The 14809-nt window shown below is 73.2% G+C and carries 19 protein-coding genes; 6 read left to right on the plus strand and 13 right to left on the minus strand.

Annotated elements, in window-relative coordinates; genetic code table 11:
* Positions 1-100 precede the first annotated feature (100 nt).
* Positions 101-268: a hypothetical protein gene (locus tag ACRAKH_RS23310; protein WP_380728557.1), complete on the plus strand. Its 168-nt coding sequence runs from the start codon at positions 101-103 to the stop codon at positions 266-268.
* A 91-nt stretch (positions 269-359) separates the two neighbouring features.
* Here the strand turns inward: ACRAKH_RS23310 and ACRAKH_RS23315 are convergent, their stop codons facing one another.
* Positions 360-803, minus strand: a complete 444-nt coding sequence (locus tag ACRAKH_RS23315) for a hypothetical protein (RefSeq protein WP_380728559.1) — start codon at positions 801-803, stop codon at positions 360-362.
* A gap of 94 nt (positions 804-897) precedes the next feature.
* Positions 898-2214, minus strand: coding sequence for a PucR family transcriptional regulator (locus ACRAKH_RS23320; protein WP_447009288.1), 1317 nt, complete (start codon positions 2212-2214; stop codon positions 898-900).
* A 63-nt stretch (positions 2215-2277) separates the two neighbouring features.
* On the opposite strand from ACRAKH_RS23320, the gene gabT reads away from it, so the two are divergent.
* Both gabT and ACRAKH_RS23330 read left to right on the plus strand, forming a co-directional pair.
* Positions 2278-3537: a 4-aminobutyrate--2-oxoglutarate transaminase gene (gene gabT / locus ACRAKH_RS23325; RefSeq protein ID WP_380728708.1), complete on the plus strand. Its 1260-nt coding sequence runs from the start codon at positions 2278-2280 to the stop codon at positions 3535-3537.
* A complete protein-coding gene (locus ACRAKH_RS23330; protein ID WP_447009289.1) occupies positions 3534-4979 on the plus strand; it encodes an aldehyde dehydrogenase family protein in 1446 nt (481 codons plus the stop codon). Before gabT ends, ACRAKH_RS23330 begins: the two co-directional genes overlap by 4 nt.
* Before the next feature lie 57 nt (positions 4980-5036).
* Here ACRAKH_RS23330 and ACRAKH_RS23335 read toward each other — a convergent pair whose 3' ends face one another.
* The 6 genes from ACRAKH_RS23335 to ACRAKH_RS23360 all read right to left on the minus strand — a co-directional run bounded on the left by ACRAKH_RS23335 (position 5037) and on the right by ACRAKH_RS23360 (position 9011).
* Positions 5037-5780 carry a class I SAM-dependent methyltransferase gene (locus ACRAKH_RS23335; protein ID WP_380728711.1) on the minus strand — a complete coding sequence of 248 codons (744 nt, stop codon included), beginning with the start codon at positions 5778-5780 and terminating at the stop codon, positions 5037-5039.
* Between the two features lie 47 nt (positions 5781-5827).
* Positions 5828-6214, minus strand: coding sequence for an Imm7 family immunity protein (locus ACRAKH_RS23340; protein WP_380728714.1), 387 nt, complete (start codon positions 6212-6214; stop codon positions 5828-5830).
* A gap of 7 nt (positions 6215-6221) precedes the next feature.
* Positions 6222-7145, minus strand: coding sequence for a WXG100-like domain-containing protein (locus ACRAKH_RS23345; RefSeq protein WP_380728716.1), 924 nt, complete (start codon positions 7143-7145; stop codon positions 6222-6224).
* Positions 7146-7309: 164 nt separating this feature from the next.
* On the minus strand, positions 7310-7639 hold the full coding sequence (locus ACRAKH_RS23350) for a hypothetical protein (protein ID WP_380728718.1): 330 nt from the start codon (positions 7637-7639) through the stop codon (positions 7310-7312).
* A gap of 23 nt (positions 7640-7662) precedes the next feature.
* Positions 7663-8301, minus strand: coding sequence for a YbaB/EbfC family nucleoid-associated protein (locus tag ACRAKH_RS23355; protein ID WP_380728720.1), 639 nt, complete (start codon positions 8299-8301; stop codon positions 7663-7665).
* Between the two features lie 341 nt (positions 8302-8642).
* Entirely contained in the window at positions 8643-9011 is a 369-nt protein-coding gene (locus tag ACRAKH_RS23360; RefSeq protein ID WP_380728722.1) for a hypothetical protein, read from the minus strand.
* On the opposite strand from ACRAKH_RS23360, the gene ACRAKH_RS23365 reads away from it, so the two are divergent.
* Positions 8998-9138: a hypothetical protein gene (locus ACRAKH_RS23365; RefSeq protein ID WP_380728724.1), complete on the plus strand. Its 141-nt coding sequence runs from the start codon at positions 8998-9000 to the stop codon at positions 9136-9138. The two genes, ACRAKH_RS23360 and ACRAKH_RS23365, sit on opposite strands and share 14 nt — an antisense overlap.
* 173 nt (positions 9139-9311) lie before the next feature.
* The gene (locus ACRAKH_RS23370) at positions 9312-10295 is read left to right on the plus strand and encodes an ArsR/SmtB family transcription factor (protein WP_380728730.1); all 984 of its coding nucleotides are present in this window, start codon (positions 9312-9314) and stop codon (positions 10293-10295) included.
* A gap of 90 nt (positions 10296-10385) precedes the next feature.
* Here ACRAKH_RS23370 and ACRAKH_RS23375 read toward each other — a convergent pair whose 3' ends face one another.
* Positions 10386-11183, minus strand: coding sequence for a hypothetical protein (locus ACRAKH_RS23375; protein WP_447009290.1), 798 nt, complete (start codon positions 11181-11183; stop codon positions 10386-10388).
* On the minus strand, positions 11180-11656 hold the full coding sequence (locus ACRAKH_RS23380; RefSeq protein ID WP_447009291.1) for a SigE family RNA polymerase sigma factor: 477 nt from the start codon (positions 11654-11656) through the stop codon (positions 11180-11182). Before ACRAKH_RS23380 ends, ACRAKH_RS23375 begins: the two co-directional genes overlap by 4 nt.
* 328 nt (positions 11657-11984) lie before the next feature.
* On the opposite strand from ACRAKH_RS23380, the gene ACRAKH_RS23385 reads away from it, so the two are divergent.
* A complete protein-coding gene (locus ACRAKH_RS23385) occupies positions 11985-12500 on the plus strand; it encodes a lytic polysaccharide monooxygenase auxiliary activity family 9 protein (protein WP_380729034.1) in 516 nt (171 codons plus the stop codon).
* A gap of 52 nt (positions 12501-12552) precedes the next feature.
* On the opposite strand, the gene ACRAKH_RS23390 is transcribed toward ACRAKH_RS23385, so the two are convergent.
* The 3 genes from ACRAKH_RS23390 to ACRAKH_RS23400 all read right to left on the minus strand — a co-directional run bounded on the left by ACRAKH_RS23390 (position 12553) and on the right by ACRAKH_RS23400 (position 14483).
* Complete coding sequence (locus tag ACRAKH_RS23390) at positions 12553-13281, minus strand: SDR family NAD(P)-dependent oxidoreductase (protein ID WP_380729032.1); 729 nt, start codon at positions 13279-13281, stop codon at positions 12553-12555.
* Positions 13282-13663: 382 nt separating this feature from the next.
* A complete protein-coding gene (locus ACRAKH_RS23395; RefSeq protein ID WP_380729030.1) occupies positions 13664-14317 on the minus strand; it encodes a UdgX family uracil-DNA binding protein in 654 nt (217 codons plus the stop codon).
* Entirely contained in the window at positions 14301-14483 is a 183-nt protein-coding gene (locus ACRAKH_RS23400; protein ID WP_380729028.1) for a CsbD family protein, read from the minus strand. Before ACRAKH_RS23400 ends, ACRAKH_RS23395 begins: the two co-directional genes overlap by 17 nt.
* Positions 14484-14809 lie beyond the last annotated feature (326 nt).

Here is a 14809-nt window from a genome sequence, read left to right on the forward strand (position 1 = left end):
ACCTACCCGTGGCCCCCCTGTCACAAACCACGCCCTGCTTCGGCAACCCGAAGGCCTCGCGCACGGTGTCGGACCGCTGCCCGCGGGGTACCTCCGCCGCATGACCGAACGCGAGCACGAGCCCACGATCAACGAGTTCATCGACGACCCGGCCGCGAAGGTGGACGCCCTGGGCGAGGTGGACGGGGTGCGGCCCGCTCAGTACGGCAGCGACCCCGACGAAGAGTACGAGCACGGTCCCGTGGACGGCGACGAGCTGCCGGGCTGAACACCGAAGATCACCCAAACGAGTGACCTCCGGCGCTCCGGCGGTCGAACCGCCCTCACCCGGGTCGCAGCAACCCGAAGCCCACCCCGACCTACGGCACGGCGGTCGCGCACGGGCTGGTGGGCGGGGTCGTCGTGGTCGTCAGCGACCCGGTCGTCACCGGCGGGCCGGCCGAGGCCAACCGGGTGCCGCTGCAGTAGGTCGACTCCACCCGGCGGTCGGCCGAGTCGCCGTGCGCGAACACGAGGTACTCGCTGCCCTTCGTCATCCGGATGCCGCACGCGGCGCCGCTGGTCGCCGTCGCCACCGCGACCACGCGCGGCACGTCGCCCTTGTACTCCGTCCGCACGGCCACGGCGTACCGGTACCGGTCGTCGAAGGTGGACGTCGGGTCGCCCTCTTCGAGGGTTTCGCTGAGCACGACCCCGGTGAACACGTGGTCGGCCCGGTGGTACCGGTCGCCCTCACCGCCGGGGAAGCAGCTGCACGCGCTGGCCGGGCTGGTGAACACGGCGGTGAGCAAGGCGGCGGTCACGGTGACGACACCGGCCGCGTGCGCCGGGAAACGTCGACGCGCCAAAGTATCCCCCTGGTTGCGTAGGGCACGGACGCGGCGGCGCGCGGACAGCCTACGGCGACGCGTGCAGCGCGAGCCAGAGTTCGGCGCGCGTGCCTGCGGGGTCGAGCGACCGGCCCAGCAGCTCCTCGGCCTTCCGCAACCGGTTGCGCACGGTGTGCCGGTGCACGCCCAAGCGGGTGGCGGCCGGGTCGGCCTGCCCGTGGCACGACAGCCACACCCGCAGGGTCTCCCGCAGCACGTCGTCCAGCGGCTCCAGCAGCGCGGCGGCGAACGACGCGGCGTCCGGCGCGAGCAGCCCGGCCCCCGCGACCTCCTCGAACGTCGCCACGCCCTCCTCCAGCGCCCGCAGCGCCTCCCGGTAGCCCCGCGCGACACCGCCCGCACCCACCGGGCGCGACGCGGCGGCGGGCACGTCCAGCTCCCGCGCGAGCACGACCACCCGCCCGTCGACCTCCGCCCAGAACCCCGCGGCCGGCGGCACGGGCGCGTCGCCGCGCAGCACGAACACGCGGAACGGCGCTTCGGGGACGCCGTCCACCGGGACGCCCGCCAGCAGCAGCCGGAACCGCGCCTCCCGCAGGTCCCGGCGCACCGCGTCGACCTCGTCGGACCGGGCCAGCGCCACGGTGAGCAGCGACGCGGCGGCGTTGACGACGCCCGCGTCCAGCGGCCGGCCCGCCGCCACGGCCAGGTAGCCGCGCCGGCCGAGCGCCTGCACGGCGACGTGCCGCTCCCCCGCCTGCCACGCCGCGCCCGCCGGCCCGCCCGCCGCCGCGAGCCGCCGCACCTGCCCGGCCAGCTCCGGCCCGGACAGCTCGGCCACGGACCCCACGACGTGCACGGGCGAGCCGCGCGGGTCCAGCAAGGCCGCCCCGCCGTCGATGAGCCGCGCGAGCCGCCGCACGACCCCGTGCGGTCCGTCGGACACCGCCGCACGGGTCAGCGCGCGCTGCGCCTCGCTGGTGCGCGCCACGGCCGCGTACTCGTCCGCCGCCACCGCCCGCGACACCGCTTTGGTGATCGCGATGAACGGCGTCTGCCGGGGCACCTCCAGCAACGCCAGCCCGGCGTCCCGCGCCGCCCGGACCAGGTCGTCCGGCACCCGGTCGTGGCTGAGCCCGGTGCCGAACCCGAGCCCGGCCGCGCCCGCCGCCACGAGCCGCCGCACGTACCGCGCGAGCGGCCCGAGCGCGATGCCGGTCGTCAGCAGCAGCTCGCCGCCCTCCAGGAACGGGGTCGGGTCGGCGAGCTCGGTGCTGTGCACCCACGCCACGACCCGGTCCAGGCCCGCGTCCACGTGCACGACCAGCCCGACCTCGCGTGCCAGCGCCCCGACCGTCAACGACATGAACACTGTGTACAACACCAGACACCTAGCTCGCCACACTGGACACTGTCGCCGGGTCACCAGGAGGTCGATGCTGGACACATGGCCCGCCTGCGCACCGAGATCCCCGGCCCCCGCTCCCGCGAGCTGGCGGAACGCCGCAAGGGCGCGGTCGCGGCAGGCGTCGCCTCGACGCTCCCGGTGTTCGTCGACCACGCCGAGCCGGGCCTGCTCGTCGACGTCGACGGCAACCGGCTCATCGACCTCGGCTCCGGCATCGCCGTCACCAGCGTCGGCAACCCGGCCCCGCGCGTCGCCGACGCCGTGCGCGAGCAGGTCGACCGGTTCAGCCACACGTGCTTCATGGTCACGCCGTACGAGGCGTACCTGGACGTGTGCGAACGGCTCGCGGAGCTGACGCCCGGCGAGCACGACAAGCGGTCCGTGCTGCTGAACTCCGGCGCGGAGGCGGTGGAGAACGCGGTGAAGATCGCCCGCCACGCCACCGGGCGGCCGGGTGTCGTGGCGTTCGACCACGCCTACCACGGCCGCACGAACCTCACGATGGCGTTGACCGCCAAGGACATGCCGTACAAGCGGGGCTTCGGGCCGTTCACGCCCGAGGTGCACCGCGTGCCCGGCTCCTACCCGTTCCACGACGGGCTGACGGGCGCCGAGGCGGCGCGGCGCGCGGTGGCCGCGATGCCCGACCCGGACGGGATCGCGTGCGTCGTGGTCGAGCCGATCCAGGGCGAGGGCGGTTTCATCGTGCCCGCGCCGGGGTTCCTGCCCGCCCTGGCCGACTGGTGCCGGGAGCACGGCGTGCTGCTCGTCGCCGACGAGGTCCAGACGGGGTTCTGCCGCACCGGCGACTGGTTCGCGTGCGACCACGAGGACGTCGTGCCGGACCTGGTGACGACGGCGAAGGGCATCGCGGGCGGTCTGCCGCTGGGCGCCGTCACCGGACGCGCCGACGTCATGGACGCCGTGCACCCGGGCGGCCTCGGCGGCACGTACGGCGGGAACCCGGTGGCGTGCGCCGCCGCGCTCGGCGCGATCGACACCATGCGCGAGCTGGACCTCAACGCCGCCGCCCGCCGCATCGAGGCGACCGTGCTGCCGCGCCTGCGGGGCCTCGCGTCCGACGCCGTGGTGGACGTGCGGGGCCGGGGCGCGATGCTGGCCGTCGAACTGGTCTCCGCCGAGGCCGCGGCTCGGGTGGCGGCCACCTGCCACGCGGCCGGCGTGGTCGTGCTGACCTGCGGTACCCGCGGGAACGTGATCCGCCTCCTGCCACCGCTCGTCATCCCCGACGAGCTGCTGGCCGAGGGCCTGGACGTGCTTGAAGGAGCGATGGAGTGAGCGATCGAGCAAGCGGCACGACGCCGTACTGGGTGGCGGGGCGTCCCGCGACGAGCCCCGACCTGGTCGAGGTCCGCGCCCCGCACGACGGCGCACTGGCCGGCGTGACGTCCAACGCCACCGCCGACGACGTGGAGCACGCGGTCGCCGCCGCGCACGCCGTGGCCGACGAGTTCGCCGCGCTGCCCGCGCACGCCAGGGCGGCGGCGCTGGACCACGTGTCGCGGCGGCTGGCCGAGCGGGCGGACGAGGTGGCCGCGCTGATCACCGCCGAGTCCGGCAAGCCGGTGAAGTGGTCGCGGATCGAGGCGGCGCGCGCGGTGTCGACGTTCCGGTGGGCGGCCGAGGAGGCGCGCCGGTTCTCCGGCGAGCTGCAGCGGCTCGACACCGACCCGGCGGCGGACGGCAGGCTGGCGCTGGTGCGGCGCGCGCCCCGCGGCCCCGTGCTGGGCATCGCGCCGTTCAACTTCCCGCTGAACCTGGTGGCGCACAAGGTCGCGCCCGCGTTGGCGGTCGGCGCGCCGATCGTGGTCAAGCCCGCGCCGGCGACGCCCCTGGTGGCGCTGCTGCTGGGCGAGCTGCTGGCGGAGGCTGAGCTGCCCGCCGGGTCGTGGTCGGTGCTGCCGGTGCCGAACGAGGTGGCGGGCGCGCTGGCCGAGGACCCGCGGTTGCCGGTGGTGTCGTTCACCGGGTCCGGCCCGGTGGGCTACTCGATCCTGGACCGGGTGCCGCGCAAGCACGTCGTGCTGGAGCTGGGCGGCAACGCGGCGGCCATCGTCTGTCCTGATTGGACGGACCTCGACCGCGCGGCGCAGCGGATCGCCACGTTCGCGATGTACCAGGGCGGTCAGTCGTGCATCTCCGTGCAACGCGTGTACGCCCATGACGACGTGTACCCGGCGTTGGCGGAAGCCGTGGTGGCGCACGTGCGCAAGCTCGGCACGGGTGACCCGACCGACCCGGCGACCGACGTCGGCCCGCTGATCAACGAGGCGGCGGCGCGGCGCGTCGAGGCGTGGGTGGACGAGGCCGTGGCGGCGGGCGCGCGCGTGCTGACCGGCGGCCGGCGGACGGGCGCGACGTACGAGCCGACCGTGCTGGCGGACGTGCCGGCGGAGTGCAAGGTCGTGGACGAGGAGGTGTTCGGGCCGGTCGTCGTGCTGGACCGCGTGCCGACGGTGGACGAGGCGTTCGACCGGGTCAACGCGTCGCGGTTCGGCTTGCAGGCCGGGGTGTTCACGCACGACGTGCGGCTGGCGTTCCGCGCGGCGAAGCGGTTGGCGGTGGGCGGCGTGATCGTGGGCGACGTGCCGAGCTTCCGCGCCGACCAGATGCCGTACGGCGGCGTGAAGGAGTCGGGCACCGGCCGCGAGGGGGTGCGCGCGGCGATGGAGGACCTGACCGAGCAGCGCGTCCTGGTGCTCACCGGGCTGGAGCTGTAGGCCGGTCGGGCGCGGCCCCGCGTCGGGCGGGGCCGCGCGGGACCGCTCGTGCTGCGGCTAGACGGCCTCCAGCACGAAGAACAGGAAGCACAGGAAGGCTCCGGAGGGGAACTTCGCCAGCTCGTCGGCGAAGAGCTCGCGCGCGGCCGGCGCGGGGTGCGGCTCGCTGATCACGGCGGTGCGGAAGCCGGCGGCGGTGAAGGCGTCCGTCATGGCGTGCAGCGGCCGGTGCCAGTACGACAGCACCGCCTTCCGCCCGTCGAACGTGTGCTCGCTGGACCACTGGGCGGTCGCGAAGTAGTCGGCCCCGGGATCGGCCATCTTCCGGATGATCGGGTGGTTGACGGCGACGATCAGCCGACCGCCGGGCCGCAGCACGCGCCGCAACTCGGCCAGCGGAGCGGTCCAGTCCTCCAGGTAGTGCAGCACCAGGGACGCGACGACGTCGTCGAACTCGCCGTCCGGGTACGGCAGCGGGCCGCCCAGGTCGGCCACCCGCAGGTCCGCGTCGTCGCCCAACCGCCGCCGGGACAGCTCCACCATCGTGGTGCTGGCGTCGAAACCCGCCACGACGGCGCCCCGCTCGCGCAGGTCCGCGAACAGGGGGCCGGAGCCGCAGCCCGCGTCGAGGACCTTCCGGCCGGCCACGTCCCCGGCCAGGTCGAGGATCGCGGGCCGCGTGTAGTAGGCGTTGAGGAGGCTGTTCTCGGTTTCGGCGGCGTACGCCTCGCCGAAGGTGTCGTAGTCGTTGGGCACGAGCGCGTCGACGGCCCCGGCGGAACTCTCGGGCATGGCAGGCATGCACCTCATGCTGGCACAGCCGACAGGTCGCGTGCCGGGGTCCGCGGTCAGTCCTCGATCACCGGGACGCAGGGCGACAGGAACGGGTCGGCCCGCACCGAGAGCTCCCCGCGGGCGAGGACGGTCACGCGGAAGGCGTTGGGACCGGGCGGGAGCGTCGTCTCGTCGTCGCGTTCGTAGAGCAGCCCCCACGATCCGGGCAGGGTGGTCCGCACGAACTCCAGCGTGTCCTCGACCCAGGTGTCCCGCCTGCGGTTGGGGTTGCCGGTGAGCGTCAGGAAGTGCGCGACGTTCACGAACTCCACCGCCGCCCGGACACCGGCTGGCGCGTCCGCGATCCGGGCCCTCAGGCGGTCGACGGCGTCGCGCAGGCCGCCGAGGTCGGTCTCCTCCGTCGCCTCCGCCAACTGGAACCATCCGTGGAACTGGTGCATGTCATCCTCACAGCGGTCGGAGGTCGATGACCGGCTCGACACCGTACTGCCTGGCGTAACGCTGGAGCGCCTCGAGCACTCCGCGCTTGGGCGGGCCGTCGAACTGGAAGTAGGGGGTCCGCCCGGTCGAAACGGCGGCTTCGAACGTGATGTGGGCCTGGTTGCGGAACTGGCTGCCGTAGGTGAGGTTGGCCGGTTTGGCCTGGGCGACGTACTGGTCGCTGACGGCGTCGTACTCGGTCTCGGGCGTGTCCCTGGCGAATCGCACCTGCGACCGGCCGCCGATCCGCTCCGCCAGCGCGTCCGCCTTCGGGTCGGGCGCGGCACTCGCCTTGACGACCTCGCCGCGCCCGCCGTTCACGTCGGAGTTGCGCTGGGTTCCCGTGCCGGGCAGCGGTTCGACCGCGCCGGGGGCCGGCGGCAGCTCGCTGGGGACGAACTGAGGTCGGGGGAAGTCCTCGCCCAGGGCGCCGCGGGCGGCGATCCGGTCGGCCATGGCGTCGGTGAAGGCGTTGATGGAGCCCGTCAGCACCGCCACGATCCGCTGCGGCTTGGTCGGGTCCTCCGCCTGCGCGAACGCCGCCCGGTACATCTCGGTGGTGTCGTTGACCACCTTGGCGATCTCGGTCTTGGTGTACCGGACGTCGTCGCCGTACTGGGCGGCCAGCCACCCGAGCCGCGTCATCTGGGCGGACGCCTCGGACGTCATGACGACGAGCGAGGCGGCCCGCGCGTGGTAGTCCTGGCCGGTGTCGTCCCTCCAGGCGTCCTTCAGCTGGTTGACCCGACCGCTGTGCTGCCGGTGGTCGTAGGCGCCCGCGTCCTTCCAGGTTTGGCCGAGCCTGACCATCGCCTCCTCGTCGGCCTGGGGCCACTCGACGTGCGGCCGGATCGCGTGCCACAGCGGGGAATCCGGCGGCTGGATCGGCATGGCGGCGCCTCCTGTCGGGAGTCGGGCGGGGTCGTCAGCGCAGGTGGTCAGCGCGGGTCGTCGGCAGGTGGTCAGCGCGGGTCGTCAACGCGAGTCGTTACCGCGAGTTCGTCAACATGGGTCGCCCGCGCAGGTCGTCAGCGCGAGTTCGTCAACCTGGGTCGTCAGCGGGGCATGGCGCCGGCACCGCGCTGGTCGGCGTCGCGGTAGTCCCGGGCGCTGGCGAGGCCCGCGGCGGCGAGGTCCTGGTACTTCACCGGCAGCTGCTGCGCGCTCTCCCGCGCGCTGTGGGCGAACTGGATGTACCCGTTGCCGAGGTCACTGGCCGCCTGCCCGCCGCTCAGCCCTTCCCGAAACGCCCAGCCGAGCTTGTCGACGCCGATCGCCGCCTCGCCGGCGAGGGTGTCGGCGGGCACGTTCCGCCAGGCGTTCGCCAGCCCCACGCCGGTCGCGTCCAGGTCCTTCATCAGCGGTTCGGCGAGGTCGGGGTCCATGTCCACCCCACCGCCGGGCCCCGTCACGACAGGCCCTGACGCGCGACCGGAGCGGTCGTCGTCGCGTTGAGCCGGGCACGCGCACGTTCGGCGGCCCGTCGCGTGGTGGCGACGATGGCGTCCGCCAACCGGCGCGAGTCGGGCCAGCGGTGGATCGCCTGGTGCAGCGACAGGTCCAGCAGCCGGCCGCGGACGTCGGCCGTCGCGGCGACCAGCCCGTCGTCGGACTCCGCCGTCTCCCGGATCACGTCCGCCGCCTCCCGACGTGCCACCAGCGCACGGCGTTCGGCCTCGTGGTCGATGCCGGACCTGAGCACGGGCCGCGATCCCGACGCCGCCGTGACGCGCTCCCGCGCGATCAGGCGGTCGAGCGCGTGCAGCGAAGGACCGAAGAGCAGGTCACCGTCACCGAACCCGTCCGCCACCTCCCCCGCCGCCCGCGCGGCACGTTCAGCGGCCGTCCGCGCGGTGTCCAGCACCCTCCGCGCCAACGCCTCGGCGTCACGATCCCGGTAGACCCGCGCGTCGACGTGCAGCCCGATCAGGTCGCCGAGGTAACCCGCGGTCGCCGTCAGGAGCCCGTCGACCGACGTGGCGGTGACCCGAAGTCCCGCGAGCTCCCGGCGAACCCGAGCACCACTCCCACCGTCATTCCCACCCATGCCCCAAGCCTGCGACACCTCTCCCGCCCCGGAGCGCCGCCGGCCGCTTCCGGCCACACCCGCCTTCGTGGACCGCTCGATTGACCGACCGGAGCCGTGCCTTGCGCCGTCCACCGCACAGAACTGACCACAATGGACTGTCAGTTCCCCGCGAACTCGCAGCGGCCGGCGCCGGCCGGCGGTCCGCCAAGCAGATCCGGATGGCAGGTCGCCGAGTTCTCCGGACCTGCTTGGCGGATTCGGTGCCCCTGCGCGCCCACGGGCACGGGCCTGCTCGACTGTCTGCCGTGCGCCGGGAGCGTTTCACGCCCTCGGCGTGCGAACACCTTGGCGGTGGCCTCCTAGAAGGGGACGCAAACGCTCACGCCGCGGTAGCAGACGACCCCTTCGAGGAAGTAGTCGGGATCTCCGGTGGTCATCCAGATGTAGAGCTCGTTGGCCCCGCCGACGACGTCCGCGGCGATGGAGAACGGCGCCTGCCCGGCCCTGTCGCACCAGGTGCTGGAACTCACGGTGTCCAGGTAGGTGTCACCGGACCACGCCTCTCCGTAGACCCGACGGCACCCGACGGCCTTGAACGCCCCGGTGACGCCGACCGACCGGTTGTACCAGGTGACCGTGCCCTTGTAGTAGCTCGCCCCCACCTCGATCGAGAAGGTGCTGGTGGGGTAGGCGGCGGCAGGAGCAGCGGCCGCGGTGGCCGGAGCCACCGCGAAGATCATCCCGGCGATCGACGCCACCGCGGCCAAGATCGCGCCGACCCTCCTCGTGCGGCTCTTCGCCTTCGGTGTGTCCTTCAGCCTCACCATGACGATCACTCCCAGGTTCTTCGAGTAACGGGTGCACTGGCCACGTATCACCGTCGTGCGGGAGGCGACCGCCGCAGACCGGCGGTGAACGTCGCCGCCGTTGTTCGGCGTCACCACTCAACCTCGCGCCGACCTCGGACCGGAAAGAATTCGAGCAGGTTCGAATCCACCGCCACGACTGCTAGCGTCGGCGCGGTGCTCATGCTGCGTGTAGACGCCGACACGGTGTCCCGGACGCGGTTGGCCCCTTCTCCCGCGTCGGAGTCCCTGGCGTGGCTGAGGCTCGCCGCCGCGTCGGGCCGGCACCCGGTGTTCGGAGACCCAGGCCCACTCGCCCGCGCGTCACTCGGCCACCCGGACGTCGCCCTGCTCGCGGACCTGTTGCCGCGGAACGGCGACACCTACGCGCCCGACCTCCTCACCCCTCAGCCGGGGACGGACGCGCCGCGACGCGACCTGCTCGACGAGCAGGTCGCGCGGATCGAGGCCACGACGCAGGAGGACCTCGAAACCCAGGTCCTCACCTACACGCGGACCCACTGGAGCAGGCCGCTGCGGGCCACGACCCGCCGCATCGCGGAGTCGGGGCGGATGCAACGACGTCTCGCCAACGGCCTCGCCCGGTTCTGGCGGGAGGCCCTCGCCGAGGGCTGGCCCGAACTGCGCTCGATCATCGACCAGGACATCGCCCAGCGCGCGACGACCATCGCCACCCACGGCGTCGGCCGGGCGCTCGGAGCGCTCCACCCCGACATCGAGTGGGCCGGGGACGCGGTCACCCTCGCCAGTTCGTGGGACGGCGACATCGACGTCACCGGCCGGGACCTGGTCCTCGCCCCCAGCGTGCTCGGCCGGCGCGACGTCGTCATCCAGGTCGACACCCCCGGGCAGTTCGTCCTCTACTACCCCGCCCAGCGGGTCGGAGCCGGCCGGGACCGCGGGACCGGGAGCATCGCGCAGGTGGTCGGCCACGTCCGGGCGGCCCTGCTGGCCGACCTCGGCACCGCCCGCTCCACTTCGGAACTAGCCGCCAGGATCGGACACTCCCCGAGCACCGTCTCCCACCACCTCACCGCACTGCACCGCGCACGCCTCGTCACCAAGGTCAGAGCCGGGCGCTACGTGATGTACCAGCGGACCGCGCAGGCAACACGGCTGCTGGAAGAAGCCCGCGACCACCGGTAGTCGGCGGATTCCCTGGTGTGGCCCCGGTTTCGGGCTTCGAGGTGACGCCTGACGGCCGGCCACCGACGTGGCCGGCCACCATGAACCTCGTCACCACCACTTGTCGGAGGTGACGATCGCCTTCAGCTGGTCGAGGGTCAGCGGTGGCTGCGGCGAGTAGATCTCGCCGCCCGGCGAGTTGATCGCGGCGCCCCGGGGGTCCTCCTGGTTGCCGACGTGCATGAGGACCGTCGTCCCGTCGTGCCGCATGAGGCACGCCAGGTACGACACCGCGCCGGGGGCCTGCCGCCCGGTCCCGGTCACCAGCCGGGAGCCGTCGGGCAGCGTGCTGACATCGCAGTCCTCCGTGCGGGCGAGGCGGCACCACTCGCGGGGCTCGGAATCGCTGGAGCGGATCATCAGGTCGAAGCTCCCGGTGACGCCGGCGGAGGTCAGGGTCCCGGCGATCAGCGCCCAGTTGTCCGGGTCCCCCGGCTGTGCCGTCAAGACCGATACCGTCCCCGGTTCCTGGTGTTTCGACGGCGAAGTCCCCGGCAAGGTCGTCTGCGTGATCACCTCGAACGTCGCGGTGTCGCCGAGCACCACCCTGAACCGGGCGATCAGGTCTTCCGGCGACGTGGGGACGGGGCTGCGCGCCGTGGTCGTGGATGGCGCGGTCGCCGACGAGGTGGTCGGCGCGCCGGCGGCGTGCGTGCCGGGGTCGCTCGGCGCGAGCCACACCGCACCCGCGACCAGGCCCACCACCGCGACGACGGTGGCCGCGACGGGTACCAGCCGCACGGCCCGGCGCGGCCGCACGACCGGGGCCGTACCCGCGGCCGCGCTCGCGGCGTCGGCGCGCCGCTCCAACTCGGAGAAGGCGTCGTGGAGGGTGCGCAGGTCACTCATGAGGTCTCCTGGAAGTCGCGGGCGCCGGCGGTGGCGAGGTCGATGCGCAGGGCGTTGAGCGCGCGGTGGATCTGGCTGCGTACGGTCGGTTCCCGGCACCCCAGCTGTGCGGCGATCTCCCTGTCGGACAGGCCCGCGTAGTAGCGCAGGACCACGGCCGCACGCTGCTTCCTGGGCAGGGCGGCGAGGCGGCGGATCATCGCGTCCCGCTCGGCCCGCTCGTCCGCGCCGTCGGGGATCACCGCCGGCTCGACCTCGGCGCGCGGGGACGTGCGGGTCAGCCTCCTGCGCCAGGACAGGTACTCGTTGACGACCATCCGCCGCACGTAGGCGTGCGGCTCGGCCATCCCCGAGATCCGATCCCAGCGTTCGAACGCCCGTCCCAGCACGTCGCTCACCAGGTCCTCGGCCAGCCACGTCCGGCACGTCAGGACCGTGGCGAACCGCATCAGCGCGGGACGCTGCCTTGCCACGTACTCAGTGAACTCCACCGGCAACTCCCGATCATCGACTCGACCTCGATCTCGCACCCCTAATGCGACAGCGACCCCTTTCGTTGCATTCGGCCTTCCAACGGCCGCTGGGAGACCCGTCCCCCTACCGGCAGGACCAAAGGTCGCATGCGTGCCTGATCCCCCTGGGTCCGCACCGGATACCGGCTTGACGGTTGTCACAGGGCAATCACAGAGAGTATGGTCTAGACCTGCCGCCGCGTTTGGGTGAACGCCTGTTCCCGCCCACACGCACTCGGGTTGGCGTTCGCCACAAGCGTTTCCGCCCATCCCGAACAGAGGAGTCCACATGTCACTCCGCCGAAGGATCGCCGCGGTGGCGGCAGGCATACTCGCCGCGCCACTCGTGACGGTCGCCCTGCCCTCGGCGCCGGCCTTCGCGCACGGCTACGTGTCGTCCCCGCCCAGCCGTCAGGCCCAGTGCGCCCGCGGGGTCGTCCCGTGCGGCGCCATCAAGTACGAGCCGCAGAGCGTCGAAGGCCCGAAGGGCCTGCGCAGCTGCAACGGCGGCGTGGCGCGGTTCGCCGAGCTGAACGACAACACCAAGGGGTGGCAGGTCGCGAACACCGGCCGCACCGTCACGTTCAACTGGACGTTCACCGCGCGGCACCGCACCGCGAGCTACGAGTACTACGTCAGCGGCCGGCGGGTCGGCTTCTTCGACGGCGGCAACCTGCAGCCCCCGGCCACCGTGTCCCACTCGGTGAACCTGGGCGCCTCCGGCCGCCAGACGGTGCTCGCCATCTGGAACATCGGCGACACCGCGAACGCGTTCTACGCCTGCATCGACGTCAACGCGAGCTGACCGGGGTGAGGAGCGGGGCGCGCCTCGGCGCGCCCCGCTCCGCCCGCCCGGATCAGGCGGTGAACCCGCCGTCGACGTGCAACTGCGCGCCCGTCACGTACCGGGCCGCGTCGGACGCCAGGAAGGCCGCGGCCGCGGCCACCTCCGACGGCTCCGCGTACCGCCCGACCGCGGTGAAGCCGCGCACGGCGTCACCGGCCGGCCCGTCGGCCGGGTTCAGGTCGGTGTCGGTCGCGCCGGGGTGCAGGAGGTTCACCGTGATCCCCCGCGGCCCCAGCTCCCGCGCCAACCCCTTCGTCAACCCCACCAACGCGCTCTTGCTCGCCGAGTACAGCGAGAACCCGGGGAACACCACGCGCTCGGCGGCGTTGCTGCCGATGCTGATGATCCGCCCGCCGTCGCGCAGGTGCGGCAACGCCGCCTTGACCGCCACGAACGCGCCCCGCACGTTCACGTCGAAGGTCCGGTCGAAGTCGGCCGCGGTCAGCTCCTCCACGGGCGCGACGATGAACGCGCCCGCGTTGTTGACCAGCACGTCCAGCCGGCCCAGCACCGACACGGTCTCCTCGACCGCCGCGGCCACCGCCTCCGGGTCGCCGCTGTCCGCCCGCACGGCGACCACGCGCCGCCCGAGCCCCTTCACCCGGTCTGCCACGTCGCCCGGGTGGTTCCGGTAGGTGACCGCGACGTCCGCGCCCAGTTCGGCCAACCGCACCGCGATCGCCGCGCCGATACCCCTGCTGCCGCCCGTGACGAGGGCGACCTTGCCGTCGAATTCCATGCCACCGATCCTGCGGCGCGACGGCGTCGCGATCCGGCGGGAAACGGACCTCGCGGCCGGTCGCGAAATTCCCGTTGCGAGCCGCCCCGGCGCTCGCATAGCGTTCGCGGTACACGAGGAAGGAGGTGGTCCGAAGTTGACTGGCTGTAGGACTCTGCGTGAGGTGGCTGTCCGCTAGGACCGGCCTTTCCCAGGTGGTCTGGGCGAATCCCAGGCAGCCACCCGGCCCCCGTGACCCCGAGCCCAGTCCAGCTCGGCCCGCACCTGGTGCGGGAAGCGGTCAGGGGGCCGTTTCACGTTCCGGGACGCGCGGCTTCACGTTCCGGGACGCGCGGCAAGCCACGTGACGTTGCCGACGTGCTGCTCCCCGCGGCGGGCCGCTTCACGTCCCCAGGTGTTCGCGCACCACCTTCAGGTCCGCCAGGAACCCCTGGTACGCCTCGGTCCGGTCCGGCGCGCGCAGCACCGCCGACGGGTGCACGGTGGCGATGACGTCCACGTCGTACTCCTCGGCGCGGGTCACCCGCCCCCGCTGCTCGCTCACCTTGAAACCCGTGCCGAGCACGGCTTTCGCGGCCGTCGCGCCCAGGCACACCACGAGCGCGGGCCGCACCCGCGCCACCTCGGCCCGCAGCCACGGCAGGCAGGCCGTGACCTCGCCCCGCGCCGGCGTCTTGTGGATGCGCCGCTTGCCGCGCTCGGCGGGCACGAACTTGAAGTGCTTGACCGCATTGGTCAGGTAGACGCCCTCACGGGCCAGGTCGGCCTCCGCGAGGGCCTTGTCCAGCAACCGGCCCGCGGGCCCGACGAACGGCTCGCCCTGCCGGTCCTCCACGTCGCCCGGCTGCTCGCCGACGAGCATCAGCCTGGCGTCCTCCGGTCCCGCGCCGAACACCGTCTGGGTGGCCGGCCGGTACAACTCGCAGCCCCGGCAACCGGCCGCCGCACGGCGAAGCGCCGCCAGGTCCGCGCCCTCGGGCACGAACTCGGCGGCGCTTCGCGCTGCGGCGGAGGTCCGACTAGCGGTTGTCGCCACGGAAGGCGTCCTTGACCTTCTCACCCGCCTGCTTGAGGGAGCCCTTGGTCTGCTCGGCGCGGCCCTCGGCCTGCCACTGCTCGTTGTCGGTGGCGTCGCCGACAGCTTCCTTGGCCTTGCCCTTGAGCTCTTCGGCCTTGTTGCTGAACTTGTCGTCGGTCCCCATGACCGGCTCCTCTCCGTCGGCTCACGTTCTGGTTCAGGGATACCCATCACCCGGTCGTGGAAACGCCGCCGACGGAGAGCGCACGTCCCCGCTAGCACGTCCGCGCAGGTGGCGGCACCGCCAAGCAGTCCGCCACCGGCCCGGCGAACGGCGGTCCGGGAGGTTCCGGCCGCGTGGAAGCCCCTCCCGTTGCAGCCCGCCGCCCTCCCTCTACTACGGTGATCGTCTACGCGGTTGAAAAGCCAGCCGCAAGCCACCCGGCGCCCGTGAGGGCACCAGGGTCAGCGAGAGCTGTGGGCTTGCCGGTGCTGGCACCCGCGTGTCCT

This window comes from Saccharothrix hoggarensis (assembly GCF_052936025.1).